The 26,373-nt window shown below is 68.2% G+C and carries 25 protein-coding genes and 1 pseudogene; 16 read left to right on the forward strand and 10 right to left on the reverse strand.

Translation table 11 applies throughout. The annotated features are described in order from the left end of the window. Window positions 1-8 precede the first annotated feature (8 nt). Window positions 9-794 (forward strand): enoyl-CoA hydratase, encoded by a 786-nt coding sequence (locus tag ACVPT3_RS00245; protein WP_492042241.1) that lies wholly within the window; start codon window positions 9-11, stop codon window positions 792-794. Here the strand turns inward: ACVPT3_RS00245 and ACVPT3_RS00250 are convergent. Beyond that, entirely contained in the window at window positions 781-2,859 is a 2,079-nt protein-coding gene (locus tag ACVPT3_RS00250) for a M56 family metallopeptidase (protein WP_492042242.1), read from the reverse strand. The two genes, ACVPT3_RS00245 and ACVPT3_RS00250, sit on opposite strands and share 14 nt — an antisense overlap. Then, window positions 2,856-3,257 (reverse strand): BlaI/MecI/CopY family transcriptional regulator, encoded by a 402-nt coding sequence (locus ACVPT3_RS00255; RefSeq protein WP_492042243.1) that lies wholly within the window; start codon window positions 3,255-3,257, stop codon window positions 2,856-2,858. The genes ACVPT3_RS00250 and ACVPT3_RS00255 overlap by 4 nt, the downstream gene beginning before the upstream one ends. Window positions 3,258-3,374: 117 nt before the next feature. On the opposite strand from ACVPT3_RS00255, the gene ACVPT3_RS00260 reads away from it, so the two are divergent. Beyond that, on the forward strand, window positions 3,375-4,286 hold the full coding sequence (locus ACVPT3_RS00260; RefSeq protein ID WP_492042244.1) for an alpha/beta fold hydrolase: 912 nt from the start codon (window positions 3,375-3,377) through the stop codon (window positions 4,284-4,286). A gap of 159 nt (window positions 4,287-4,445) precedes the next feature. Here ACVPT3_RS00260 and ACVPT3_RS00265 read toward each other — a convergent pair whose 3' ends face one another. The 3 genes and pseudogenes from ACVPT3_RS00265 to ACVPT3_RS00275 form a co-directional block, all read right to left on the reverse strand. After that, window positions 4,446-4,742 carry an endonuclease domain-containing protein gene (locus ACVPT3_RS00265; protein WP_492043850.1) on the reverse strand — a complete coding sequence of 99 codons (297 nt, stop codon included), beginning with the start codon at window positions 4,740-4,742 and terminating at the stop codon, window positions 4,446-4,448. 72 nt (window positions 4,743-4,814) lie between these two features. Further along, a pseudogene (recQ, locus tag ACVPT3_RS00270) lies at window positions 4,815-6,698 on the reverse strand (DNA helicase RecQ); the annotation flags it as partial. A gap of 86 nt (window positions 6,699-6,784) precedes the next feature. Next, window positions 6,785-7,762, reverse strand: a complete 978-nt coding sequence (locus tag ACVPT3_RS00275; protein WP_492042245.1) for a complex I NDUFA9 subunit family protein — start codon at window positions 7,760-7,762, stop codon at window positions 6,785-6,787. 114 nt (window positions 7,763-7,876) lie between these two features. On the opposite strand from ACVPT3_RS00275, the gene ACVPT3_RS00280 reads away from it, so the two are divergent. After that, window positions 7,877-8,308, forward strand: a complete 432-nt coding sequence (locus ACVPT3_RS00280; protein WP_492042246.1) for a DUF488 domain-containing protein — start codon at window positions 7,877-7,879, stop codon at window positions 8,306-8,308. A 60-nt stretch (window positions 8,309-8,368) separates the two neighbouring features. Here ACVPT3_RS00280 and ACVPT3_RS00285 read toward each other — a convergent pair whose 3' ends face one another. Beyond that, window positions 8,369-10,321: a M1 family metallopeptidase gene (locus tag ACVPT3_RS00285; RefSeq protein WP_492042247.1), complete on the reverse strand. Its 1,953-nt coding sequence runs from the start codon at window positions 10,319-10,321 to the stop codon at window positions 8,369-8,371. A gap of 84 nt (window positions 10,322-10,405) precedes the next feature. Further along, complete coding sequence (locus ACVPT3_RS00290; RefSeq protein WP_492042248.1) at window positions 10,406-11,653, reverse strand: multidrug effflux MFS transporter; 1,248 nt, start codon at window positions 11,651-11,653, stop codon at window positions 10,406-10,408. Window positions 11,654-11,780: 127 nt separating this feature from the next. Between ACVPT3_RS00290 and ACVPT3_RS00295 the strand changes: the two genes are divergently transcribed. From ACVPT3_RS00295 to ACVPT3_RS00315, 5 genes are all read left to right on the forward strand, one after another. Further along, window positions 11,781-13,226 (forward strand): AMP nucleosidase, encoded by a 1,446-nt coding sequence (locus tag ACVPT3_RS00295; RefSeq protein ID WP_492042249.1) that lies wholly within the window; start codon window positions 11,781-11,783, stop codon window positions 13,224-13,226. Between the two features lie 241 nt (window positions 13,227-13,467). Beyond that, a complete protein-coding gene (locus ACVPT3_RS00300; protein WP_492042250.1) occupies window positions 13,468-14,091 on the forward strand; it encodes a hypothetical protein in 624 nt (207 codons plus the stop codon). Then, complete coding sequence (locus ACVPT3_RS00305; protein WP_492042251.1) at window positions 14,091-14,393, forward strand: winged helix-turn-helix domain-containing protein; 303 nt, start codon at window positions 14,091-14,093, stop codon at window positions 14,391-14,393. The genes ACVPT3_RS00300 and ACVPT3_RS00305 overlap by 1 nt, the downstream gene beginning before the upstream one ends. Before the next feature lie 9 nt (window positions 14,394-14,402). After that, window positions 14,403-15,182: a tyrosine-protein phosphatase gene (locus ACVPT3_RS00310; protein ID WP_492042252.1), complete on the forward strand. Its 780-nt coding sequence runs from the start codon at window positions 14,403-14,405 to the stop codon at window positions 15,180-15,182. Next, complete coding sequence (locus ACVPT3_RS00315; RefSeq protein ID WP_492042253.1) at window positions 15,179-16,480, forward strand: anthranilate synthase component I family protein; 1,302 nt, start codon at window positions 15,179-15,181, stop codon at window positions 16,478-16,480. The genes ACVPT3_RS00310 and ACVPT3_RS00315 overlap by 4 nt, the downstream gene beginning before the upstream one ends. A gap of 13 nt (window positions 16,481-16,493) precedes the next feature. Here the strand turns inward: ACVPT3_RS00315 and ACVPT3_RS00320 are convergent, their stop codons facing one another. From ACVPT3_RS00320 to ACVPT3_RS00330, 3 genes are read right to left on the reverse strand one after another with little or no spacing between them, the layout of a single operon-like run. After that, window positions 16,494-17,039: a TadE/TadG family type IV pilus assembly protein gene (locus ACVPT3_RS00320; RefSeq protein WP_492042254.1), complete on the reverse strand. Its 546-nt coding sequence runs from the start codon at window positions 17,037-17,039 to the stop codon at window positions 16,494-16,496. Further along, complete coding sequence (locus ACVPT3_RS00325; RefSeq protein ID WP_492042255.1) at window positions 17,032-17,592, reverse strand: TadE/TadG family type IV pilus assembly protein; 561 nt, start codon at window positions 17,590-17,592, stop codon at window positions 17,032-17,034. The genes ACVPT3_RS00320 and ACVPT3_RS00325 overlap by 8 nt, the downstream gene beginning before the upstream one ends. A gap of 10 nt (window positions 17,593-17,602) precedes the next feature. Next, a complete protein-coding gene (locus tag ACVPT3_RS00330) occupies window positions 17,603-18,013 on the reverse strand; it encodes a pilus assembly protein N-terminal domain-containing protein (protein ID WP_492042256.1) in 411 nt (136 codons plus the stop codon). A gap of 238 nt (window positions 18,014-18,251) precedes the next feature. Between ACVPT3_RS00330 and ACVPT3_RS00335 the strand changes: the two genes are divergently transcribed. The 8 genes from ACVPT3_RS00335 (at window position 18,252) to ACVPT3_RS00370 (ending at window position 26,372) form a co-directional block, all read left to right on the forward strand. Next, a complete protein-coding gene (locus ACVPT3_RS00335; protein WP_492042257.1) occupies window positions 18,252-18,425 on the forward strand; it encodes a Flp family type IVb pilin in 174 nt (57 codons plus the stop codon). A 117-nt stretch (window positions 18,426-18,542) separates the two neighbouring features. Beyond that, on the forward strand, window positions 18,543-19,049 hold the full coding sequence (locus ACVPT3_RS00340) for an A24 family peptidase (RefSeq protein ID WP_492042258.1): 507 nt from the start codon (window positions 18,543-18,545) through the stop codon (window positions 19,047-19,049). A 117-nt stretch (window positions 19,050-19,166) separates the two neighbouring features. Beyond that, the gene (gene cpaB, locus ACVPT3_RS00345; protein WP_492042259.1) at window positions 19,167-20,075 is read left to right on the forward strand and encodes a Flp pilus assembly protein CpaB; all 909 of its coding nucleotides are present in this window, start codon (window positions 19,167-19,169) and stop codon (window positions 20,073-20,075) included. An 11-nt stretch (window positions 20,076-20,086) separates the two neighbouring features. Then, the gene (locus tag ACVPT3_RS00350) at window positions 20,087-21,499 is read left to right on the forward strand and encodes a type II and III secretion system protein family protein (RefSeq protein ID WP_492042260.1); all 1,413 of its coding nucleotides are present in this window, start codon (window positions 20,087-20,089) and stop codon (window positions 21,497-21,499) included. Between the two features lie 8 nt (window positions 21,500-21,507). Further along, complete coding sequence (locus tag ACVPT3_RS00355; RefSeq protein WP_492042261.1) at window positions 21,508-22,164, forward strand: CpaD family pilus assembly lipoprotein; 657 nt, start codon at window positions 21,508-21,510, stop codon at window positions 22,162-22,164. A gap of 4 nt (window positions 22,165-22,168) precedes the next feature. Then, window positions 22,169-23,743, forward strand: a complete 1,575-nt coding sequence (locus ACVPT3_RS00360; protein ID WP_492042262.1) for a CpaE/TadZ family protein — start codon at window positions 22,169-22,171, stop codon at window positions 23,741-23,743. Window positions 23,744-23,746: 3 nt separating this feature from the next. After that, window positions 23,747-25,387 (forward strand): TadA family conjugal transfer-associated ATPase, encoded by a 1,641-nt coding sequence (locus tag ACVPT3_RS00365; protein ID WP_492042263.1) that lies wholly within the window; start codon window positions 23,747-23,749, stop codon window positions 25,385-25,387. 4 nt (window positions 25,388-25,391) lie between these two features. Beyond that, window positions 25,392-26,372: a type II secretion system F family protein gene (locus ACVPT3_RS00370; RefSeq protein ID WP_492042264.1), complete on the forward strand. Its 981-nt coding sequence runs from the start codon at window positions 25,392-25,394 to the stop codon at window positions 26,370-26,372. Window position 26,373: the final 1 nt, after the last annotated feature.

Genomic DNA, 26,373 nt, shown 5'->3' on the forward strand with positions numbered 1-26,373 from the left:
GATCGACCATGGCCGACGCCTATTCCACCCTGCTGATTGAACGTCACGCCGACGGCTACGCCGTCGTGACCCTGAACCGGCCCGAGGCGCTGAACGCCCTCAACTCGACCCTGTTCGGGGAACTGGCGGCCTTCCTGGATGCGGTCGAGACCGACGACAGCGTACGCTGCCTGATCCTGACCGGCTCGGCCAAGGCCTTCGCCGCCGGGGCCGATATCAAGGAGATGGCGGACCAGTCCTACGCCGACATGTTCAAGGGCAATTTCTTCGCCCTGGGCCATGACCGGATCATGCGCTTCCGTAAGCCGATCATCGCGGCCGTGTCGGGCTACGCCCTGGGCGGCGGCTGCGAACTGGCGATGTTGTGCGACTTCATCATCGCCTCCGAGACGGCCAAGTTCGGCCAGCCGGAGATCAATCTGGGTGTCGCGCCGGGCATCGGCGGCTCGCAGCGGCTGACGCGTCTGGTCGGCAAGTCCAAGGCCATGGACATGATCCTGACCGCCCGGATGATGGACGCCGCCGAGGCCGAGCGCGCCGGCCTTGTCAGCCGGGTCGTCGCCCCCGACGCCCTGCTGGACGAAGCCCGCGCCGCCGCCGCCAAGATCGCGGCCCAGAGCCCGCTGGCGGTGATGATGAACAAGGAAATGGTCAATGTCGCGCTGGAGACCAGCCTGACCGAAGGCGTCCGCTTCGAACGCCGCCTGTTCCACTCCCTGTTCGCCTTCGAGGACCAGAAGGAGGGCATGTCCGCCTTCGTCGACAAGCGCAAGCCGGACTTCAGGGGGCGGTGACGGCGATCTCTTTTGACCGGGCGGCGCCGCACGGGAAGGCCTGACGCAGGGCCTGGCGCGCGAACGGGACGGGGCCTTGTCCGACTGCAGGCGTCAGGGCGGCGATGCGGCGCTTGCCTTCGCGGTCCACCGTCGCCGTGTCCAGCCTCCCGTCGGCGGTCTTCGGCGCGCAGACGCCGGGGGCCAGGGCGGTGTTGAACAGAATACCGCTGCAGAAGCCCGCATCGCCCGGGTCGGCGCTGGCGCACATGGTCTTCAGTCCGGCGGCGTCGGGGGTTTCGTATTGACGGGGGCCGATGACCGCCGCCACCTGTTCGGCGGCCTCCACCGCCGATCGTTCCAGCCGATCCGTCGGCGCGGCGCCGGGTTGCAGGCTGACGCGGGCGGACACGGGATGGCGGCTCACCATCACGGATCGGGCCACGCCGCTCAGCGGAGCCGGCTGTCCCGGGGCATCCACAGTGACCCAAATCTCGTACGCCAGGGGCTCGTCGGCCGAGGCCGGCAGAAAACCACCGGATAGGCGTGTGGAAAAGGCCCGCGGCAGAGGATCGCCCGGGAGGACGTCCTGGCTGAAGGGCAGGCTCAGCAGGCCGCCCCGGTCATAGTCCCTCGCCGTCATCCAGATCGTCAGACGCGCGCCGTCCGGCGCGAAATTTTTCGGATAATCGAGGTTCAACGTCACAATGACCGGCGCGGGCGGCGCCTCGGGTGTGTAGGCGCAGGCGACTTCGAGCGTTTTGGCCTCGTCATTCTGGCGATAGTCGATCCGAACCGGGCGTTCGGCGGCGCAGGCGTCCCGGACGGCCTCAAATGCCTGGCGGGGGTAGGAGACCGGCGCGCCCGCCAGGCGGTCGATCTGGAGTTCGCCGGCGTTGGAGCCGTCGCAGCCTGTATCGACAAAGACTCGGTCGCCGTCTCCCGTCGTGCCGAAGCCGCAGGCGGCGGGCCAGGCTGCGCGATAGATCGGGTTCAACGCGGCGCTGGTCCAGTCGAAGTCTTCGGATCCACCCTCTGCGACGATGCTGGGGACGATCTCCGGCTCACGCGCCGCAGCCAGCGCCAGGGGCGCCGCCAGGGCGGTCCCGCCGAGGGCGGCGATCAGGGCGGCGGCGCCCAGGTGCAGCCGGCGGCTGGGGCGGGCGGGCGGCGCAAGCACGGCGTTCAGACGTTTCATGGCGACAAGTCTCCGGTGCGACCGGCTGCGGGCGCGGCCGGTAAAGGTGAGGGCGAGGGGAGGCGGGCTGCCGGCGCGCTCCAGCGCTGCGAGAAGAAGGCGCGCATAGGCGCGGCGCTCGGCCGGCCCTGTTCCAGCCAGGGCCAGGGCGTCGCAGGCTTCCTCCCGGGCGGCGGCGCAGCGGGCGCGGAGCCAGGGCAGGATCGGGTTGAAAGCCAGCAAGGTCAGGATCGCCTCGTCCAGCCAGACGACGCGATGGTCGCCGCGCCGGAGGTGAGCCAGTTCATGGGCGCAGACGGCGCGCTCCGCCTCTGGGTCCAGATCGGCCGGCAGGATCAACCGGGGGCGGGCGAGGCCGCACAACAGGGCCTCGCTCGCATCGTGGGTCAGCACCTGTGGCGGGCGCACGCCCAGGCGCCGGGCGGCCTCTTGCGCGACGGCGACGGTTCGGATCGATGCGGGACGGGAGGCGCCGACCAGGCGGTTCAGTCGCCAGGCCCGGAAGATCAGAAGTCCCAGGCGGATCGCTGTCGCCGCTCCAGCCAGCCCGACAAGAATCATCGCCCCATGGGCCAGCATCGCCTCCAGTCCGGCCTGCACGTCCCACCCGGCTTCCGCAGCCGGTATGGTCGCCGACAGCGGCGCGGACGTCAGGGACAGGGCGGGGGACTGGACGGTCTCCACAGTCTGCACCGGGGGCGGGATCAGAAGGGCCAGGGGCGTCAACAGGGGCGGCGCCAGTGGAGCGACCAAGGCGGCGCGCCACAGACGCTCGCGCAGTCTAGGGTCGCCGACGCGACGCTCCGTCAAGCTCGCGGCGCCCCAGCCCAGCGCCGCCACGACCACAGAAGCTCCGAGGGCGGCGGCCATCAGCTCGACGGGGGTCATCGGTCGCCCTCTTCTGAGGTCTCGTCGGACGCGTCGGCGTCCATCAGGGCCTTGAGGGCGGCGATGTCCTCGGCGTCCAGGATCTGGCTGCCGGAGAAGGCCGCGACCGGCAGGGGGCCGTCCATGTCCAGCAGAGCGGCGAGGCGTTTGATCAGTCCGCCGATGACGGCCGTCTTCGGCTGGGCGGTCGAATAGACGGCGACCCCATGCACGTCGCGCCGCGACAGCAGGCCCTTGCCGCGCATCCGTTCTAGCACCGTCCGGGTGGTGGATGCGCTCCAGCCCAGGTCTTTCGCAATCCTGTCCTGGGCCTCCCGAACGCTGAGGTCGCCGTCACGCCAGAAGCATTTGAGCAGGTCCAGTTCGGCCTCGCTGGGCGAGATGGGCGGCGAGGTCATTGGCTGATCCGTTTCAGTTGTCGCGCATACGCTACAATTGTCGCGATGGCGGAGTCAACAACTGGCAGGCGCGCGTCACGGCCTCGCCGTCGCCGCGATTTCGGGGCAGAAGGAGACATGCTTCGTCATCTGCTGATCGCCCTCGCCGTCCTGGCTGCGAGCTCCTGCGTTTCCACGACCGCAGGGGCGCAATCCCAGCTGTCATCGCTGGGCTCCGCCCCCGCCTTCCGTTCCGACCGGATCATCGTCGAGACACGGGGCGCGGGGCCGGATGTGATCTTCATTCCCGGTCTGGGGTCCACCGGGGCCGCCTGGCGCTCGACGGCGGACAAGCTGGAGGGCCGATATCGGGTCCATCTGGTGACCATCCGGGGCTTCGGCCAGACCGACATCGGCGCCAACGCCGGCGGCGCCCTGGTCGCGCCCGCCGCCCGGGAGATCGAACGCTATATCCGCGAACAGCGGCTTTCGCGCCCCGCCCTGATCGGCCATTCCCTGGGCGGGCAGATCGCGCTGCGCGTGGCGGCGGACATGCGGGACCGGATCGGTCGGGTGATGGTGGTCGATTCCGCCCCCTTCTTCCCGGCCCTGGTCGACGCCCGGGTCACGGTCCGCGAGGTCGAGCCTCTGGCGCGGCTGGGCTACCAGGCCCTGATGCTGTTCGGAGACCAGGCGCTGAAGGGCCAGGTCTCGGCCCTGGGCGGCGACCTGGGCCTGGCGGGGGACATGGTGTTCGACGGCCTGGGCCTGCAGGGCGGCGACCGGCGGGTGCTGGCCCAGGGGCTGTACGAAGCCCTGACCATCGATCTGCGCCAGCGGCTGCGCGACGTCACCGCCCCGGTGACGGTGGTCTATGGCTGGACGCGGGATACGAGCAATCCGCGCAATCGGCTGGAGGGCCTGTATCGATACGGCTTCTCCAACCTGCCCCGCCCGGCGCGCTTCGTCCGCATCGAGGGGGCGAGCCACCAGGTCATGATCGACCAGCCGGTGCAGTTCCAGGCGGCGGTGGATCGGTTTCTGGGGTGAGCCCCGACCTTCCCCCGCTTGCGGGGGAAGTGTCAGACCGTGGCGCGCAGCGACACGCCTGACGATGGGGGAAGTTCTTCTTCCAAATAAGACTCCCCTCTCCGACCCTGGTTCGCTTCGCGAACGCCGGGCCACCTCTCCCGCAAGCGGGAGAGGGTCTTAGCGGCTGCGGGCCTCGCGATGGATATGGTCGGTGACGGCGGTCAGGTCGTTCAGGACGTCGCGGGCCGGAATCCGCAGGGTGCGTATGCCCTGCTCCAGCAAGAAGGCGTCGCGCCGGGCGTCTTGAGCGCCTCGCCCTTCATGACTTTCGCCGTCGATCTCGACCGCCAGTCGGGCGCCGGCGCAATAGAAGTCGAGCACATAGGGGGCGATCGGATGCTGGCGGCGGAACTTCAGCCCGCCCAATTTCTCGCCCCGCAGCGCCTGCCATAGCTGGACCTCGGGCAAGCTCATCTCCCGACGCAGATCGCGCGCCTTGTCGATGATGTCGGATGGACGACCTTCTTCGGACGCCAGACCCTTTGCCAACGTCTCCAGCACGCCCTTGCCGTAGCGATCCAGTTTCGACTGGCCGACGCCAGGCAGGGCGCCCAGGCTGGAGAGGTCGCCGGGTTCGGCGTGGGCGATTTCCAGCAGGGTCTTGTCCTGGAAGATGACATAGGGCGGGACGTGCTGTTCCGAGGCGCGGTCGCGGCGCCAGGCGCGCAGGGCCTCGAACCGGGCGCGGACGTCGGCGTCCATGGTCTCCAGCGCGGCGTTGCGGCCCTCGCCGGTGCGGTCGCCGCGATTGCGCGGATTGCCCGAGCGGGTACCGGCGTCGAAGCCCGCGGGCACGCGGCGGACTTCGATCTTGCGTTCGGCCTTGTAGACGGCGCGCACCGCCTCGCCGTCGCCCAGACCGACCAGGGGCTTGCCGTCGTTCGGATCCTCGACCAGCAGGCCTTCGAACAACAGGTGGTCGACGATGTCGCGCCAGCCGTTGGGCGAGATGTCGGCGCCTATGCCCCAGGTCGACAGCTGTTGCTCCCACGGCTGGACCGCCTTGGTGCGGCCGGTCAGGTGATCGACGATCCGGCCCCGGCCGAAGCGGCCGCCCAGACGCTGGACCGCCGCCAGGGCTTTTTGCGCGGGGACAGTGGCGTCATAGAGAAGCGGCGGGTCGCCGCAGATGTCGCAGACGCCGCACGGGTCGGCGTCGGTCTCGCCGAAATAGCGGCGCACGGCCTGGGCCCGGCAGACGGCGCCGTCCAGCATGGCGAACAGCTGGCGGGCCTTGCGCACCTGGACCTGTTTGACCTCCTCGGCCATCGGGCGGCTGTCCAGCCGGCGCAGGGTCCAGGCGATGTCGGAGGGGCCGTACAGGGTGATGCCCTCGGCCGGTTCGCCGTCGCGGCCGCCCCGGCCGATCTCCTGCCAATAGGCCTCCAGCGACCCCGGCGGATCGGCGTGGATGACGAAGCGAACGTCGGCCTTGTCCACCCCCATGCCGAAGGCGATGGTGGCGACCATGACGGCGCCGTCCTCAGCCAGGAACCGTTCCAGCCGGCGGTCCCGCTCCTTGGCGTCCATGCCGGCGTGATAGGCGATGGCGTTGGTCCCGGCGTCGCGCAGAGCCTGGGCCACGCGGTCGCAGCCGTCGCGGCTGCCGCAATAGACCACGCCCGGCTTGCCCCGCCGCTCGCGCACCAGTTCGATGACCCGGGCGTCGGTCTTGGCGCGCGAGGCGCTTTCCTTGCGCTCGGCCGACAGTTGCAGGTTTGGGCGGGCGAAACTGTCGACGAAGACCTTGGCCTGTTCCAGCCGCAGCGAGCGCAGGATGTCATCGCGTGTGCGGGCGTCGGCGGTGGCGGTGACGGCGATGCGGGGCACGTTGGGGAAACGCTCGGCCAACAGACCCAGGTTGCGGTAGTCGGGACGGAAGTCGTGGCCCCACTGGCTGACGCAGTGGGCTTCGTCGATGGCGATCAGGCTGAGCGGCAACTCGGCCAGCCGGTCCATCATGGCCCCGGCCGCCAGGCCTTCGGGCGAGACGTACAGCAGGTCCAGATCGCCCGAGCGGGCCGCGGCCCAGATGGCCGACCGCTCGTCCAACGACACGCCGGAATCCAGCCGGGCGGCGGCGACCCCCTGCTGTTTCAGGGCTTCGACCTGATCGGTCATCAGGGCGATCAGGGGAGAGACCACCAGGCCCAGGCCGGGGCGCAGGATGGCCGGGATCTGATAGCAGACGCTCTTGCCGCCGCCGGTGGGCAGGACGGCCAGGGCGTCGCGCCCGGCCAGGATCTCGGTCACGACCTGGCTTTGCAGGCCCCGGAAGTCGCCATGGCCCCAGACGCGCGACAGCAGGGACCGGGCGTCGTCCAGCGTCGGGTCTTGGGCGGGGCGGGACTGGGTTTGCGTGGCCGGCATCCGAGAGTTGTGCACTATTTGTTCCGGAATGCGAAGACGCCCCGGCCGTTTTCACGGCCGGGTCTCAGATCAGGCGCGACGAAGCCTCAGTGGGCGGGCGAAACGGCGAACTGGCCGCCGTCGCGATAGCGCCACAGGTAGGAGGGGGCGATGGCCTCCATGCCGGTCGGCGTGGTCAGGCCCAGATCGGCCAGGGTCTCGGCGCCGGGCGAGACGACATTGTCCTTCTCCAGCATGACGACCTGATCGTGAGTCAGGGGCGGGGTCAGGCCGATCAGGCTGACGGTCTGAAGCAGCGATCCCAGCAGCTTGGCGACGGGGAAGGGAATGGGCGCCAGCAGACGGTCGCGGCCGGTTTCGCGGCGCACCAGCTCCAGCACTTCGCGGAATGTATAGATGTCAGGCCCGCCCAGTTCGTAGGTGCGGCCGGCCGCGTCGCCGCTGATCACGGCGCGGGCCACGGCCTCGGCCACGTCGCCGACATAGACCGGCTGGAACCGGGTCTTGCCGCCGCCGATCAGTGGCAGGGCGGGCGATGAGGTCGCCATGGCGGCGAACCGGTTCAGGAAGCCGTCGCTGGCGCCGAAGACCAGGGACGGACGCAGGATGACGGCGTCGGGATAGACGGCGCGAATTTCGTTCTCGGCCTCACCCTTGGTGCGGGCGTAGGCGGAGCGGCTGTTGGCGTCGGCGCCGATGGCCGAGATCTGGACGACGCGCTCCACCCCGGCGGCCTTGGCCGCCTGGGCGATGTTCTTCGCGGCTTCGACATGGGCGCTCTTGAAGCCGCGCTTGCCGCCGCCGTCGTGCAGGACCCCGACCAGATTGACCACGGCGTGCGAGCCGCGCACGGCGGCCGCCACGTCGTCGGCCTCGGTCACGTCGCAGCGCATGAACTGGATCTGGCCCGGATCGCCCAGGGGCTGGACCTCGATGGCCAGAACCGGGTTGCGCACCGCCACGCGGATGCGCCAGCCGCGACGGGCCAGGGCGCGCACCGCCTGCGATCCGATGAAGCCGGAACCTCCGAAGAGGGTCACGACGCCGGGGGCGAGGTCAGCCATGGGGAAAGCTCCAGTCGAAATCCGTGCTGCGGGATAGCCGATGGGGCGCGGCGCCGCAACGCGGCGATTGACGGTCAAGCTGGCGATCTGGGCGTTCGCGCCCATCTGTCGTCCATGCAAGTCTTCACCATCGGCTATGAGGGCGCGAGCCAGGCGCAGGTGATCGATCAGCTGAAGGCGGCCGGGGTCGATCTTCTGGTCGATGTCCGCGCCGTCGCCGCATCGCGCCGCGCCGGATTTTCCAAGACGATTCTGGGCGAGAGCCTGAAGGCCGAGGGGATCGACTATCTCCATCTGCGCGGCCTCGGCACGCCCAAGGCGGGCCGGGATGCGGCCCGCAAAGGTCATGTCGCCGAGATGCGCGCCATCTTCGCGGACCATCTGGCCGAGCCTCAGGCCCAGATGGAGTACGAGCGGCTGAAGGCGCTGGCGGGCGAGAAGCGCGTGGCCCTGCTGTGCTTCGAGGCTGATCACGCCGGTTGCCACCGCGCCGTGCTGGCGGAGCGGCTGTCGGATGAAGCGGGCGCGAGCGTGATCAACCTTTAGCTCCCGAACAATCGCTTCGCCGTCTCCTCCCCACAATGTGGAGAGGAGACGCTGGATGGCTTAAGGCCGGCCCACCAGTTGATCGACCGAACCGCTGGTGACCGGGTGATACAGCGGCCGGGCCTCGGCGTAGATGCGGCGGGCGATGGGACGGCCCCAGTCGCCTTCGTTCCACAGGGTCTGGAACAGGGGCATGACGAATTTGCGCCGGCCCTGGCTGGTCAGGAAGGTCTCCGCCGTGGCGACGGAGGGCTGATAGCGGTGGGCCAGGGCGATCTGCAGCCAGGCGAAGGTGAGTTCGCTGTTGCCCTCGTTCGCCAGGTTCAGGGTGCGCTCCAGATCCGCCAGCTGGGCGGTGGTCAGCCAGTCGGCGCCGGCGGCCAGACCTTCGGGACGCCAGCCCAGGAAACGCTGCCGCTGCTGGGTGTTCCACTCCGCCCAGGGAATGGCGGAGGCCGGTCCCTTGTCCTTGAAGAAGGCCACGGCGGCCGCATCGACCGGGGTGAATGCGTTCGACACCGGGGCCACGGCGTTGGACGGCAGGCCGGGCTGATAGACCCAGGCGTCCAGTTGCAGTTCGGATTCCAGAGCCGCGTCGCCCTTCACCAGATGGGTGCGGATGTCCTCCAGGAACATGGCCGTGGTCATGGGCCGATAGGCGTTGCGGTCGAAATAGCCGCGCAGCCAGGCGTCGAACTTATCGCGCCCGGCGATCCGCTCGATGGTGCGCAGGAAGGCCGAACCCTTATCATAGGCGATGGTGTTCATGCCGTCGTCGGGATCACGGCCGGTCAGGTCCAGATGCAGGCGGGTGTCGGCGGGGGCCAGGGACTTCAGCTCGTCCTGCAGCCCGTCCCAGCTCAGCACCTGTTCCTGCACCGCCCGGTCATGGCCGTAGATCGACTCCATGATCCGGTTCTCGAAATAGGTGGTGAAGCCCTCGTTCAGCCAGAAGTCGTTCCAGGTGGCGTTGGTCACCAGATTGCCCGACCAGGAGTGGGCCAGTTCGTGCGCCACCAGCGAGACCAGCGACTGGTCGCCGGCGATGATGGTCGGGGTGGCGAAGGTCAGTTTGGGGTTTTCCATCCCGCCGAACGGGAAGCTGGGCGGCAGGACCAGCAGGTCGTACCGGCCCCAGCGATAGGGGCCGTACAGTGTCTCGGCCGCGTCCACCATTTCGGCGGTCGGCTCCAGCTCGGCGGCGGCGGCGCGCAGGCGGCTGGGCTCGGTCCAGACCCCGGTCCGTTCGTCGAACGGCGCGAAGGCGATGTCGCCGACGCCGATGGCGATCAGATAGGGCGGGATCGGATTGTCCATCCGGAAGCGCCAGGACTTCATGCCATTTGCGGCGGCTTCGCCCTTGGGCGTCAGCTGGTCGGCGCTCATGACCACGGTCAGGTCGGCGGGGGCGGTGATACGGGCCGAATAGGTCTGGCGGATGCCGGGGCTGTCCTGGGTCGGAACCCAGGTGCGGGTCAGGATGGCCTGGCCCTGGCTGAACAGATAGGGTTTCTGACCGCCCGCCGTCTGGCTGGGCGACAGCCATTGCAGGGCCGCCGCGTCGGGACGGGTGGAATAGCGGATGGTGATCTTGCGCCGCTCATTGGGGGCGAAGGCCGGGAAATAGACCGTCAGGGGCTGGCCCTTGATGGCGTCATTGTCGCCGACGACATAGCGCAGCGGCTGTCCGGCCGCGTCGCGCACGTCCTGGATGTCCAGGTTGCGGATGTCCAGGATCACCTCATTGGCGCCGGGGACGGCCAGGATGTCCAGCGTCGCCGTGCCCGACAGGGTCTTGGCGTTGAAATCGGCGGTCAGGTCCAGGGCCACATCGACGACGCGGGCGATCTCGGGCCGGGCGTAGGTGTGGCTGTCGACAGCCTCGGGGCCCGGGGCGGGCGCGATGGCGGGAGGGGTCATCGATGCGCCTCCGGTCGTGGTGGAACAGGCGCTGACCCCCAGGGCGGCGGCGAGGGCGAGGGCGGAGACGAGACCGAAGGCATTACGCTTCATCGAGGCTTTCCGGGGCTGACCGTAGGGATTGGCCGGAGAACGCGCGGAAACGCCGAAAAGATCAAGCCTGCGGTCGGTAAAGCCTCAGTGCGCCCTCGCCGGCGCATGCTGGGCGCGGAACAGCCTGCCCTGCTCGGCGAACAGGACCATGGCCAGGGCGATCAGGCCGAAGACGGTGAAGCCCAGCACCATGGGGACCGTCGTGCCGTTGAACTGCTGCCCCACCGCAAAGCCCAGCAGAGAGCCGAAGATGGTGGAGATAAAGCCCTGGATCGAGGCGGCGGTGCCGGCGATATGACCCATGGTCTCCATGGCCATGGCCCCGAAATTCCCGGCGATCAGGCCGAAGCAGAACATGGTCAGGGTCTGGAGCACGGCGAATGTCCAGATGGTCTCGTGACCGCTCAGGGCGACGAGCGCGTGGATCGCCGAAATGCTGGTGAAGCCGATCAGAGCCGTATGCGAAATCTTGCGCGACCCCAATTTCACCACCAGCCGGGCATTGACGATGGAGGCCACGGCGATCCCCCCGGCGATCAGGGCGAAGACGGCCGGGAAGACGGCCTCGGCGTCAAACACGTCGGCGAAGATCTGCTGCGACGAGTTAATGAAGCCGAACAGGGCGCCGGTGATGGCCGTCATGGCCAGGGTGTAGCCCATGGCGGTGCGGTCGGTCAGGGCGGTCTTGTAGGCCGAGGTCAACCGCTTCACCTGGATCGGCAGTCGATCCTCAGGCTTCAGGGTTTCGGGCAGACGCAGCGACGCCCAGATGATCAGGCCGACGCCGATCAGGCCCAGGCCCGCGAAGATCCAGCGCCAGGGGCCGACCAGCATGATCAGCTGCCCCAGCGACGGCGCAAGGATCGGCACGCCCAGGAAGACCAGGAAGCTGAAGGACATGACCCGGGCCATGGTGCGGCCCTCATAGCGGTCGCGCACGATGGAGACGGCCAGGACGCGGGTGCAGGCGCTGCCCAGACCCTGGCCGATACGGGCCAGGATCAGCATGTCGAAGGTCGGGGCCAGGGTCGCCAGCAGGCTGAAGGCCACATAGAGGCCGACGCCGACCATCAGCACGGACTTGCGGCCGAACCGGTCCGCCAGCGGGCCGTAGACCAGCTGGGCCCCGCCGAAGCCGAGCAGATAGGCGGTCACCACCCACTGACGGCTGTTCTCATTGGCCACGCCCAGGTCGGCGCCGATGGCCGGCAGGGCCGGCAGCATGGAGTCGATGGCCAGGGCGTTCAGCGCCATCATCAGGGCGATGAGACAGACGAACTCGACGAAGCCGAGCTCCTTCTTGGCGGGCGCTGAAGCGGGGGAAGAAGACATTCGGGCCAGATGCGCCGTCACGCTGCGGACCGCAACCATGCGTCTGTCACAAAATGCTGCAACGCAACGAATCGAGGTTGACCGCCGGGCGCCTCGCCAAAGCCAAGAAGCTTCGCTAGAGGAAGTCATGACAGAACAGATGACAGCACAGGCGGCGCTGGACCGCCTCGAAACCCTCTACACCCAATCCGTGACCAACCTGCGCGACGCCGTGCGGGATTTCGTCAACACCGGCGCGCGGCCCGACCCGCTGAAACGCGCCGAAGGGGTGTTCGCCTATCCCGAACTTCGCATCCGCTGGGACGGGGATCGCCCCCAGGACCTGGAGCCGCGCGCCTACGCCCGGCTGTCGAAACAGGGAACCTACGCCACCACCGTCACCCGGCCGGACCTGTTCCGCCCCTATCTGACCGAACAGCTGGGCCTGCTGGAACAGGAATATGGCGCGACCTTCGAGGTCGGGATCTCGAAGCAGGAGATCCCCTTCCCCTATGTGACCGACGGACTGGAGGTGGCGCTGGACCGGTCGATGACGGCCGCCCTGGCGCGCTGGTTCCCGACCACGGACCTGGCCCATATCGGCGACGAGATCGCGGACGGCCTGTTCGACATGGGCGGCGACTTCCCCCTGTCGCATTTCGACGGCCTGCGGACCGACTTCTCCCTGGCGCGGCTGAGACACTACACCGGCACGCCGGTGGACGATGTTCAGTCCTATGTCCTGTTCACCAACTATAATCGCTACGTCGACGAGTTCGTGCGCTGGGCCATCGAACAGCTGCAGACGCCGGGCACGCCGTATGAGACCCTGTCCTGCGCCGGCGGCGTGATCATTACGCGGGACACGCCCAACCCCGAGGCGGCGATCAGCGACACGGCCTGGAAGAAGCACCAGATGCCGGCCTATCACCTGACCGCGCCGGGCCATAAGGGCGTGACCCTGGTCAATATCGGCGTCGGCCCGTCCAATGCCAAGACCATCACCGATCACCTGGCCGTCACGCGTCCGCATGTCTGGCTGATGATCGGCCACTGCGGCGGCCTGCGCGCCAGCCAGACCATCGGCGACTATGTCCTGGCCCACGCCTATCTGCGCGACGATCACGTGCTGGACGCGGTCCTGCCGCCGGACATCCCCATCCCCTCCATCGCCGAGGTCCAACGCGCCCTGTACGACGCCACCAAGTCGGTCAGCGGCATGCCCGGCGACGAGGTCAAGCTGCGCCTGCGCACCGGCACGGTCGTCACCACTGACGACCGGAACTGGGAGCTGCGCTATTCCAAGTCGGCGCTGCGCTTCAACCAGAGCCGGGCCGTGGCCATCGACATGGAAAGCGCCACCATTGCGGCCCAGGGCTACCGGTTCCGGGTGCCCTACGGCACCCTGTTGTGCGTCTCCGACAAGCCGCTGCACGGCGAGATCAAACTGCCGGGCCAGGCCAACCGTTTCTACGAAGGCTCGATCTCAGAACACCTCCAGATCGGCATCCAGGCGGTGGACCTGATGCGCAACGAGGGCTCGCGCCTGCACTCCCGCAAACTCCGCGCCTTCGACGAGCCGCCGTTCCGGTGATCTGAACCGTCTCCTCCCCGCCTTTGCGGGGAGGGGGACCGCCGCGCCCCTTGCGCGGGGGTGGAGGGGCTCTTGAAATCCCACAGGCGCCGGCCGTGCGTTGAAGAATCCCTCCGTCACGGCGCGGACGCGCCGCGCCACCTCCCCATGAATGGGGAGGAGACAGGAGGTTGAAAAAGAACTTTACAACACAAAGTTCATTGTGCATCCTGTGATCATCGGATTTCAGGAGGAGGGCGCCATGACGCGCGAGACGCAGACTATTCAGGACGACATCGCCTATATGCGGGCCCTGGCCCAGGAGGGGCGGCGCGCGCCCTTGCTGGCGGGGCGGTTTCTCGTGGCGGCTGCCGTCATTTTCGGCGCGGCCAATATAGGGCAGTGGGCGCTGCTGACCGGCGTGATCGACGCCGGGCGCTGGGCCCCGGTCTGGCTCTGGATCGGAGCGGGTCTGGTCTTCGGCGCCGTTCTGGCCGTGCTGATTGGTCGGATGAAGGGCAAGCCGGGCTATCAGTCGGCAGGCAATCGCGCGGTCGGGGCGGCCTGGACGGCGGTGGGCTACGGCATCTTCGCCACATGGCTGGGTCTGATGGCCCGGGGGCTGAACAGTGGGGATTGGTCGGCCATGATGGCCATGCCAATCGTGGTCTTTGTGGCCTATGGCTCGGCCTGGATCATTGCCGGGACCATGACGAACACGCGCTGGATGACCCTGACCGGGCTCGGGTCCTATGTCGGGGCGGTGGCCATGGGCTGGTTTGCGGGCGACATGGCCATGTATCTGGTTTTCGCAGGGATGATCTTCGCCGTCGCCTTTGTCCCCGGTTTGATTTTGATGCGGCAGGAACCGTCGGAGATCGTCTGATGGCGGATGATTTCGATATCAGCCGGATCGACGACGTGATCCATGGACGGATCCGGCTGGGGATCATGGCCTATCTGTCCGGGGCCGAGGCGGCGGATTTCAATACGCTGAAGGCCCGGCTGCAGACGACCGACGGCAATCTGTCGGTCCATCTGCGAAAGCTGGAGGAGGCGGGCTTCGTCGCCGTGACCAAGAGTTTCGTCGGCCGCAAGCCCCTGACCGAGGCCCGGCTGAGCGAAGAGGGCCGCGCCGCCTTCGTCGCCTATCTGGACGCCATGGCGGGGCTGCTTCCCGCGCGCTAGAAGACGGGCATGAGCGACCGTCTCCACGCCTTCGAGGCCATCGACAATTTCCGCGACTATGGCGACTACGCCACGGCGGCCGGACGACGCGTGCGTCCCGGCCGCCTGTTGCGTTCGGCCCATCACGCCCGCGCCAGCGACGCCGATCTGGAGCGACTGAAGGGGTTCGACCTGGGGGCGGTGGTCGATCTGCGCCGACCGGGCGAACGGCGGGACCAGCCGTCGCGACGGCCTGACAGCTTCGACGCCCTGGTGATCGAGGGCGGAATCGACGACGGGGCGGAGGCGCCCCACATCACCTTCCTGAAGACTGCGGACCTGACGCCGGATTCGGGCCGGCGATTCATGACGCAAACCTATCGCAGCCTGCCGTTCGACGTCGCTCACATCGACGTCTTCAGCCGCTATTTCCACGCACTGGGCGATCAGGACCGTCCTGTCCTGATCCATTGCGCTGCGGGCAAGGATCGGACCGGCTTCCTCGCCGCCCTGACCCATCATCTGCTGGGCGTCCATCGCGACGACCTGGTCGAGGATTATCTGCTGACCAACACCGCCGTCGATCTGGCCGGTCGCGCCCCGTCCATCGCGCGGCAGCTGCACAAGATGACCGGCCGCGTGGCCTCTGACGATGCGGTGGTGGCCTTCCTCGGCGTCGAACCCGCCTATCTGGAAGCGGCCTTCGCCGAGGTCGAGGCGCGGCATGGGTCGCTGAACGCCTATCTGGACCAGGCCCTGGACGTCGACGCCGCGCTTCGGGCGCGGATCGAGGCGCGGCTGTCGGCGTGAGCGACGTCCTGACCCATGTCGTCGTCCACGATCATCCGTGGACGGATCCTCTGGCTGTGGCGGCCGGAATCGGCGGGGCGGACGGCGCTCTGGCCCTGCTGTCCGACGGCGGGCCCGGCGGGCGTTGGTCCCATGCGGCGGCCGCGCCGGACCGGGTTCATGTGGGCGCGGTCGAGGCCGATCTGTTTGAGCCTCTGCGCGACCCGTCCTGGGGCGCGGGGACGGTGGGCCTGGCCGCCTATGACGCCGGTGCGCGTCCGGCCACGGGCGACCGGCCTCAGGTCTGGCCCGACCTGATCCTGGCTCGCTACCCCGCGATGCTCAGCTTCGACCATCTTCAACGCCGCGTTCGCGCCATAGGGCGGGGGGCGACTGCGCTCCAGGCCGAGGCCGTCGCCGACCGCGCCGCCGGCTGGCTGAAGGGGGCGGTCGCGCCTGCAAGCCCCACAACCCCGGCCGAAGCCTTCGCGCCCGAGGCGGATGACCAAGCTTATCGTGACGCCGTGGCCGAAGTCGTGGCCCGCATCGGCGCCGGCGAACTATTCCAGGCCAATATCGCTCGCGCCTGGGGCGGCGTGCTGAGGCCCCAGGCCGATCCGTTTGACGTCTTCCTTCGCTTGCAACAGGGGCGAGCCTCACCCTATGGCGGCTTCTGGCGGATCGGCGACCGGGCCCTGGTGTCCAACTCGCCCGAACTGTTTCTGGCCTTCGGCGGCAAGAGCCGGCGCATCGAGGCGCGGCCGATCAAGGGCACGCGCGCTCGTTCGCCCGATCCGGTCCAGGACGCGGCCTTAGCCGCCGAGCTTCAGGCCAGCGCCAAGGATCGGGCGGAGAACCTGATGATCGTCGATCTGATGCGCAACGACCTGGCCCGCGCCTCGCGTGTTGGGTCGGTTGGGGTCGAGCGGCTGTTCGCCATCGAGAGCCATCCCACTGTCCATCATCTGGTCTCGACCGTGGTCGGCCGGGCCGAGCCGGGGGTGACGCCGGCCGACCTGCTGGCCGCGACCTTCCCGCCCGGCTCCATCACCGGCGCGCCCAAGCACCAGGCCATGAAGGTGATCGCCGATCTTGAGCCGCCGCGCGGCGCCTGGTGCGGGTCGCTGTTCATCCTGGAGGAGGGCGGCGGCCTGACCGCCTCTGTGCTGATCCGCACCGCTTCGTTTGAACGCCGCGACGGCCGCTGGATCTTCCGCACCCTGGCCGGGGCCGGGATCGTGGCCGACAGCGATCCTCAGGCGGAGCTGGCCGAAACCGAGGTCAAGATATCCGCTCTGCGGCGCGCCCTCGTCGACTGACCTATAGTGATGATCAGCAGGTCTCACAGGCGATGACGGTGGTCCGCCGCGGTTCCAGCAGGGCGCGACGCTTGAACCTGAACTCGGGCAGGAATTTCTGGAAGGGCGACTCGTAAGTATAGTTCGCCTCGGCGATGATCACCGATTCTCCATTGGCCAGCCAATCGGCGGGCACGTTGAATTCGGCGACCGGCAGGTCGCCCGACAGGTCGCCGGTGGTCTTGGAACTGCGGCTCCAGTTCAACTTGTAGGTAGTCGAGGACTCGCGGGTCACGCTGCTGATCCTCTGGTCCAGGGCGCCCGCAGAGAAGGGGGCCATGATGCTGGGGCCGGCCAGGAAGATATTGTCGACGTCGGCGGCGGTCAGGCTCAGTGACTGGGACGCCAGGTCCGCCGTCGAGGCCGCCACATGACTGGTCCGTTTCAGCGCCATATAGGCCTGACTGAAATCAACCAGGCCTGCGTAGAACAGGATCATCACCGGCGCGATCAGGGCGAATTCCACGGCGGAAACGCCTCGGACATCGCCGGCCAGTCTGCGGACAAGCGATCTAGGCACGCCAGGGCTCGTTGCGGAAGGCGGCCGTGGAGGAGATGATGATTTCCCCCGGTCCGCCTTTGGAGACCGCCTGGGTCAGGGACGGGACGATCATCGGCTGGCGGTACCAGACCCGCACCAGAACTAGGTCCTCGGCGTCGCCGCCATTGTAATTGTCATTGTCCGGAACGCCATCGCCATTGGCGTCCTCTCCCTCGTCGGTCGCTGCGAAACTGGCGACGACGCGGACGTCGATCGTGGTCCGCGCGGCGCATCCGTTCTTGAAGACGCTCATGTTGTCGCAGAAGGCGGTCTTGAACCGGGTCGCGTCGAAGCCCTCTTCATAGGCCTGGCCCGTTCGTACGAGGCGGGTGGCGTCGACCACCGCGTTTTCGGCCACAGCGTCGATCATGAAGACCAGACCGAGCTCGATCAGCGAATAGAGAAGAACGAAGAAGGGCAGGGCGACCAGGGCGAACTCCACCGCTGCGGCGCCTTCGCGGGCCTTGCGGCCCCGGACCGGAAGACGCCTGGGCCGAAGACGCTCGAGTCTAAGACGCAAGGGGCGGGTCATCGGCCGGGCTTCAGGGCGCGACGGAAGACGAGGACGCGGCGGCTTCGGCCTTGCGCAGACTCGGCGCGCAGGAGGCGCCGCACGCCATTTCCGTGGCCTGGGCGCCGCGCCAGACGCGCACCGTGCCGGTCGAGCCCCCGGTGACGATGATCTCGCGCTGGAACAGGGTGCGGCCCACGCTGTCCACGGCGACCACCTCGGTGACGCCGTAGCCCTTGCCCACGATGAACAGGGTGTTGGCGTCGACCACGGTGACGTCGGCGATCGCCGAGTTGCCGACGATGACCGACGAAGCCGGGCCGTTCAGTTGAACGCGGGCCGAACGATCGATCTCAACATTCAGGGCGCCGGCCTGGGCCGAGGCGGGGAGGGGCGCGGCCACGACGGCGGCCAGAATGAGCATCAGTGAAGGGCGGTGCATCGGCGACTCTGAAGCGATGGGCGCGTGAACGCGGACGCGCGCATCATGGCCTCATGTTCCTCAACAAAGACTGAAGCACCCATCACACCATTTTATTTGGTGAATCCGAGTGTAACCACAATTTGTGACTCAGCCTTAATACGCGTTGTGCATTCTCATCCTGCGTTTGGGGGTCAAGCGGGCTACCGGCTCCCCCCGCCTAGTTGCTCGCTGGACATTTAATCAAAGGACCTATGCAATGACCAAGTTTATCTCGCGTTTCGTTAAGGACGAGTCGGGCGCTACCGCCATCGAATACGGCCTGATCGCCGCTCTGATCGCCGTCGTCATCATCACCGTGCTCGGAACTGTCGGCGACAACCTGACGACCAAGTTCCAGGAAGTGGCCGACGGTATCGCAAACGCCGACTAATAAGGCTTCAAAGTCTTGAAATCTGCAAGGGCCGGAGCATCTGCTCCGGTCCTTTACCTTGTCCGGACATCGGCGGCGCGAAACCCGGCCTTAACGTCCGGCGCCTAAGGTCAAGGGATGGACTCTCTTCTTCTTCCGGCCCTGGGCCTGATGCCTGCGCTCGTCGTCATCGGCGGTCTGCACGACCTGGTGACGATGAAGATTCCGAACTGGATCCCGCTGGCCCTGATCGCGCTCTTCTTCCCGGTCGCCATGGCGGCGGGTCTTGGCCTGACGGGCATGGGCGTGCATGTCGGAGTGGGGGTTCTCGCTCTGCTCGTCGGGATGGGCATGTTCGCCTTGAACTGGGTCGGCGGCGGCGACGCCAAGCTGATCGCGGCCAGCTGCCTGTGGTTGGGGTGGAGCGGCTCGGCCATGTTCCTGCTGTGGACCGGCGTCGCGGGCGGGCTGTTCTGTCTGTTGCTGATCACCGCGCGTCGGTATCTCCAATTCATCGCTCCCTCCGCGCCGGGCTGGGCCGCGCGGCTGCTGGAGCCCAGGGGGGATATTCCCTACGGCGTCGCCATCGCCATCGGAGCCCTGCTGGCCTTTCCAGACGCCGATCTGATGAACGGACTGATCTAGGCGCGTCGCTACGTCTTCATCGAGCTTAGGAACGCATTAACCCGGCGCCGTCATGATCGTTAACGGCAGCGCATCATGGACCGGATCCGGGTCGAGGCGTCTGTCGGAGTTCCATGGATGAAGCCCGCTCGAATCGTCGTCATCTGTATCGCCGCCATCTCCGCCCTGGGCCTGGCCCTTGTAGTGCGCGCGATGGGCAATAGCGCGCCCGCGCTGGCCGCCGCCGCCGCGGTCGAGACCCGGCCCATGGCCCGGATTCTGGTTGCGGCCAAGGACCTGGAACCCGGCAAACGTCTGACCGACGGCGACCTGGCCTGGAAGGACTGGCCGGTGGACGAGGTCAATCCGGCCTTCATCACCGACGGCGCGACCCCGCTCCCGGCCAAACCCGCAGCCGAGGCGCCCGCTGAAAAAGCAGGAAAGGCCGGCAAGGCCGTCGAGGGCGCCGCCAAGGTGGTTCGCGAGGTCGCGAGTTCCGGCGCCAAGGGCGACTATGTCGGCTCAGTGGTGCGTGAACCCATTCTGGCCGGAGAGCCGATCGTCGGCCGCAAGATCGTGCGGGCCGGCGACAGCGGCTATCTGGCCGCCTATCTTGAGCCCGGCATGCGGGCCATGGCCATCGGGGTGACGGTGGAGTCGGCCGCCGGCGGCTTCATTCTGCCCGGCGACCGGGTCGACGTGGTCCTGACCGCCCAGACCGATCAGGGCGGGGTCGAGGGCGGCGCAGGCAAATATGTCGCCGGCGCCGTGCTGCAGAACGTCAAGGTCCTGGCCATTGATCAGTCGACCCGCGCCGGCGATGACGAGCAGGCGGTGGTCGGCGCAACCGCGACCCTGGAGGTCGCGCCGCGTGACGCCGAGATCCTGGCCCAGGCCAAGGCCCAGGGCGAACTGTCCCTGTCGCTGCGCTCCTACGCCGACACCGGCGGTCCGTCCGGCTCGGTGCGCCGCGCCGCCGCCGTCGCCGCCCCCGCTCAGACCGTTCGCATCTATCGCGGCGGCGCGCCCGAAGTGGTGACGCCGTGAGGACGCCGACGATGCGCCGTTTCACCGCCGCCCTGGCCTGCGCCCTGATCGCCGGGGGCGCCGCGCCCGCTGCGGTCCTGGCCCAGAGCCGAACCGCCGTCTCGACCGGAGCGGCCCCGCGCCTGATCAACCTGCCGCGCGGAACCTCGTTCGCCGTCGATCTGCCGGCTGACGCCCGCGACGTGATCGTGTCCAATCCTCAGGTGGCCGAGGCGATGCTGCACTCGCCGCGCCGGATCACGGTCATTGGCGTCGCGCCGGGGGAGACCGACGCCGTCTTCCTGGACGGCGCCGGACGCACGATCCTGAGCCTGCGGGTTCGGGTGGACGCGGGAACCAGCGCCTTGCAGGATACGCTGTCGCGCCTGATCCCGGGCGGTTCGATCCAGGCCGAGGCGGTCAACGACACCATCATTCTGACGGGAACGGCCGCAAGCCCGTCCCAGGCCGACCAGGCGCGCCGCGTGGCCGGCGCTTTTGTCAGCGCGCCCGATAAGGTCATCAATCTGATCGGCGTCACCGGGTCCGACCAGGTCACGGTCAAGGCCCGGATCGTTGAGGTGCAGCGTTCGGCGGTCAAACAACTCGGCATGGATGTCGGCGCCGTTCTGAACAGCGTCGGCGACGGCCTGTCGCTGAGCCAGACCGCGACCTTCGCGGTCAACGGCAGTCTGCTGGGCGGCGGCGGCCTCGGCTACTCCGACAGCAGCGGAGACGGAAACAGCCTGTCGACGACGGTCAAGGCGTTCGAACGCGCAGGCCTGATGCGCACCCTGGCCGAACCCAATCTGACCTCGGTCAACGGCGAAAACGCCGAGTTTTTGGCCGGCGGGGAGTTCCCGGTGCCGGTCGGCCTGTCCGAAGATAACGGGACCTCCAAAGTCGGCATCGAGTTCAAGCCTTACGGCGTGCGTCTGGCCGTGCGGCCGATCGTGCAGTCTGCAGGCCGGATATCGCTGCAACTGTCGACCGAAGTGTCTGAACTCAGCACCGACGGGGCCTTCACCCTGGGAACGGACTCGACCACACTGGTCATCCCGGGCCTGACCGTGCGCCGCGCCTCAACCACGGTCGAGCTGCCTTCCGGCGGTTCGTTGATGATCGCTGGCCTGCTGAGCGAGTCGACGCGTCAGAATGTCGACAAGCTTCCGGCGCTCGGCGACGTTCCGGTGCTGGGCGCCCTGTTCCGGTCGCGCGACTATCTGTCGGGCGAGACCGAGCTGGTCATCATCATTGAGGCCTATCTGGTGTCGCCGACGGCGCCCGGCCAGCTCCAGACGCCCGCCGACGGCCTGCACATCGCCAACGACGCCCAGACGATACTGTTCGGACAACTGAGCCAGCGTTATGGCACGCCGGGGGCGGCGTCGGGCGCCGCTTCCGGGCCGAGCTGGGCCGGGCCAGTGGGCTATGTGATCGAATGAGCCGCGCCATGACCAGATCCGCCGTTCTCGCCATGTCGGCCCTTCTGTCGGCCTGCGCCGCCACAGGACCGTCGGGGGAGCCGCCCTTGACCGCCACGTCCCGCTATGTGCTTCAGGTCGAACCCGGCGTCGACCGGATCGCCCTGGCGGTTCACGAAGACGGACTGTCCGACCGGCAGCAGGCAGCCCTGGCCGCCCTGGCCGGCCGGTTCGACCAGGCCCGCGCCGATGTGATCCGCATCGAGGCGCCGACGGGTGATGATCCGGTCGCCGCCCAGGCGGCCTGGAAGACCCGTGACGTCCTGATCTCCCTCGGCGTGCCGGCGGCGCGGCTGCGGGTTGTCTCCTATGCGGCGCCCTCGCCCCGCGCGCCCGTCCTGGCGGGCTTCGAGACCCTGCGAGCCTCCATCCCCAACTGCGCTGCGGCGCAGTCCGGGATGGTGTCGAACTTCTCCAACCAGCCTTCTGCGGCGTTCGGATGCGCCGTGACGGCCAATCTGGCCGCGCAGATCGCCAACCCCCGCGACATCGTCGCGCCGGCGGCCCTGGCGGCGGCGGACACGGCGCGCCGCGGGAAGGTCTTTGACAACTACCGCACGGGCATCGTGACCTCCTCGCCTCAGGAGCCGCTGATCGAGGGACAGATTTCGCGAGCGGTGGACTAGGGCCATGAGCATCCCCGCCTCCCGACCGCCCGAACCGCTCGACGATTTCGACGTCGACATGGACTTCTCCGAGGCCGCCGCCTTCCCGAGCGAACCGCAGCGGGAGCCGCTGCAGTTCACCGCCCCCGGCCCGGGCCACGCGCCCGCGCCGGCCCTGGCGGTCAATGGCGGAACCCTGCCGCCCTCCGCCGCCGCCTTCAACCCGGTCGGCGACATGGTGGCCCAGGCCCAGTCCAACTTCGCCGCGGTTCCAGAAACCGCTACGGCCCCTGTCGGCGTCGTCTCTTCCAGCCTGACCCCCGTCGGCCTCGCGCCGGCGAGCGCCATCGGTGAAGTTTCGGTCCCGCGCATCGCCATCCACGTCTTCGCGGAGCGCCAGGACACCCTGGCTGCGGCCGAGCGCGCCGCCCAGGATCGCCGTCTGTCGCGCGCCACCACCCAGATCCGCATCGGCGGCATTATGGCCGCCGTGGCCGCCTATCAGCACGAGCCGACCCCGCCGCTGATCATCGTCGAATGCCTGAAAGACCCCCAGACCCTGCTGTGGGAGGTCGATCAGCTGGCCGAGGTCTGCGATGCGGGCACCAAGGTCATCGTCGTCGGCCCGACCAATGACATCCTGCTGTTCCGCGAGCTGATGCGGCGAGGGGTCAGCGAGTATCTCGTGGGGCCGCTTCAGCCCCTGCAGTTGATCGCGGCCATCGGCGGCCTGTTCAACGACCCGGCCCAGCCCTTCGTCGGCCGCTCCATCGCCTTCGTCGGCGCGCGGGGCGGGGCGGGGGCCTCGGCCGTGGCGCACAACACGGCCTATGCGATCTCGGAGCGGATCGGCGCCAACACCGTCATCGTCGATTACGACCTGCCGTTCGGCACCGCCGGCCTCGACTTCAACCAGGATCCGCTAAGCGGCGTCGCCGACGCCCTTGGTCAGCCGGACCGGCTGGATTCAACCCTGCTGGACCGGATGATGGTCCGCTGCACCGACAAGCTCAGCCTGTTCGCCGCGCCCGCCACCCTGGACACCGACTGGGACATCTCGACCGAGGCCTTCGAAGAGGTGACGAACCGGATCCGTTCGACGGCGCCCTTCGTGGTTCTGGACCTGCCGCACCTGTGGTCGCCGTGGATGCGCCGCACGCTGATCAGCGCCGACGAGGTGGTGATCGTGGCGACGCCCGACTTGGCCTCGCTGCGCAACGCCAAGAACATGATGGACCTGATCCGCTCGGGTCGTCCGAACGACGCCCCGCCGCGCCTGGTGCTGAACCAGGTGGGCGTGCCGGGCCGTCCCGAAATCCCGGCCAAGGATTTCGGCGCCGCCCTGGGCGTCCACCCCAGCCTGATCATTCCGTTCGACGCCAAGACCTTCGGGGCGGCCGCCAACAACGGACAGATGATCCTGGACGCAGGCGCCAAGACGAAGGCGGCCGAGGCCTTCCAGACCCTGGCCCAGATCGTGTCCCAGCGCGAACTGCCGGCCTTGGCCAGCCCCCGGGCGGGTTCCGCGGCCAAGCCGGGCAAGGCGGCGACTTCCCCGGCGTCCAAATCCCTGTTCGCCTCCATGTTCAAGAAGCGCTGACGGGTGTTTGGCAAGCGCACAGGTCAGCCTGGCGTCGTCGCGGCGACGTCGCACGCCGCGCCCCAGGCGGGCGGCGCCCCCGAGTTTTCGGCCGCGCCCCGTCAACCGTCGCCGGGCGTGCAGACGGAAGCCTTCTCCTTTGACGGCGGAGCCGACTTCGAACCTGTCGCCGAAGCCTTCGCCCGCGCCGACGCGCCCGCCCAGGGCGCTCCGAAGGCCGACCGTCTCGACGCCCTGGCCTCACGACCCGCCCCCGCGCCCGAAGCGCCGGCCGCGCCGCAGGGGAGCAAGCCCGCATCCGGTCCCAAGCCCACCGCCGGCTTCGAACAGCTGAAAAAGGCCCAGGCGGTCGCCGAGATCGTCCGGGAACAGAGCGACTACTACCACGCGACGAAGACCACCATCTTCAACGCGCTGATGAACACCATCGACCTGGCCCAGCTGGCCCAGCTGGACACCAAGGCCGCCTCGGAAGAGATACGCGACATCGTCGCCGAACTGGTGGCGATCAAGAATGTCTCCATGTCGGTCGCCGAGCAGGAGCATCTGGTTCAGGACATCGTCAACGACGTCCTCGGCTACGGCCCGCTTGAGCCGCTGCTGGCGCGCGACGACATCGCCGACATCATGGTCAACGGCGCGGGCCGGGTCTTCATCGAGGTCAGCGGCAAGGTCCAGCTGACCAATGTCCGATTCCGCGACAACAACCAGCTGATGAACATCTGCCAGCGGATCGTGTCCCAGGTCGGTCGCCGCGTCGATGAAAGCAGCCCGATCTGCGACGCCCGCCTGCCGGACGGGTCGCGCGTCAACGTCATCGCCCCGCCCCTGGCGCTGGACGGTCCGACCCTGACGATCCGGAAGTTCAAGAAAGACAAGCTGACGATGAAGAATCTGGTGGACTACAAGTCCATCAGTCCCGAGGGCGCGCGCGTCCTGGGCGTCATCGGCGCCTCGCGCTGCAATATCGTCATCTCGGGCGGCACGGGCTCAGGCAAGACGACCCTGCTCAACACCCTGACCGCCTTCATCGACCCGACCGAGCGCGTCATCACCTGCGAGGACGCCGCCGAGCTTCAACTGCAACAGCCGCACGTCGTGCGCCTGGAGACCCGGCCGCCGAACCTGGAGGGCCAGGGCACCATCACCATGCGCGACCTGGTCAAGAACTGCCTGCGGATGCGGCCTGAACGGATCATCGTCGGCGAGGTGCGCGGACCCGAGGCCTTCGACCTGCTGCAGGCGATGAACACCGGCCACGACGGCTCCATGGGCACGCTGCACGCCAACTCCCCGCGCGAGGCCATCAGCCGGATGGAATCGATGATCACCATGGGCGGCTACGGCCTGCCGTCCAAGACCATTCGTGAGATGATCGTCGGCTCGGTCGACGTCATCATCCAGGCCGCCCGCCTGCGCGACGGTTCGCGCCGCATCACCCACATCACCGAGGTGGTCGGGCTGGAAGGCGACGTGATCGTGACCCAGGACCTGTTCGTCTACGACATCACCGGCGAGGATGAGCACGGCAAGGTCATCGGCCGCCATCGTTCCACCGGCATCGCCCGTCCCCGCTTCTGGGACCGCGCCCGTTATTACGGGCTGGAGCGCGAACTGGCCGACGCCCTCGACGCGGCGGAGTAGGGCGATGCTGCCGATCCTCGCGGCGGTCCTCGCCTTCATCACCATCGGCGGCCTGGGCTGGGTCTTCGTGGGCGGCGACGACTCGTCGAGCCGGGCGGTCAAGCGCGCCCAGACGCTGGGCGAGAACAAGCGCAACGCCGCCACCGCCCGCAAGGCCGCCGTCGCGGCCAATACGCCCGAGGCGCGCCGCAAACAGATCGTGGCGCAGCTTCAGGACGCCGAGCGGCGCGAACGCAAGGCGCGCGCCAATATGTCGTCCAAGTTGAAGCAGGCCGGACTGACGATCAGCGCGCGGACGTTCCATATCGTCAGTGGGCTGATCGGGCTGTTCGCCGGGATCGCGACCCTGGTGTCCGGCCTGCATGTCCTGCTGGCGATCGGTGCCGGCGTGATCGTCGGTCTCGGGCTTCCCCGCTGGGTTGTCGGCTTCCTGGCCAAGCGGCGGATGAAGAAATTCTCGCTGGAGTTTCCCAATGCGGTGGACGTCATTGTCCGCGGCATCAAGTCGGGCCTGCCGGTCCACGAATGTTTCAAGATCATCGCCCGCGAGAGCCCGGCGCCCCTCGGCCCAGCCTTCAAGAAGCTGGTCGAAGCCCTGGGCGTGGGCATGACGCTGGAGCAGGCGCTGGACAAGATGTTCGAGCAGATGCCGACGCCGGAGCTGCGGTTCTTCACCATCGTCATCGCCATCCAGCAAAAGACCGGCGGCAACCTGGCCGAGGCCCTGGGCAATCTGTCGACCGTGCTGCGCGCGCGCCGGATGATGGCCGAGAAGGTCAAGGCCCTGTCGTCCGAAGCCCTGGCCTCGGCGGGCATCATCGCCGCCCTGCCGCCGGCGGTGATGACCATGGTGATGTTCACGAGCCCCAGCTACATGATGGCCCTCTTTACCGACATGCGCGGCAACTTCCTGCTGCTGGTCGCGGCCGCCCTGATGGCCACCGGCGTCTTCGTGATGAAGCGCATGATCTCGTTCAAGATCTGAG

The sequence above is a fragment of the Brevundimonas sp. FV1ps31S genome, assembly GCF_058681265.1.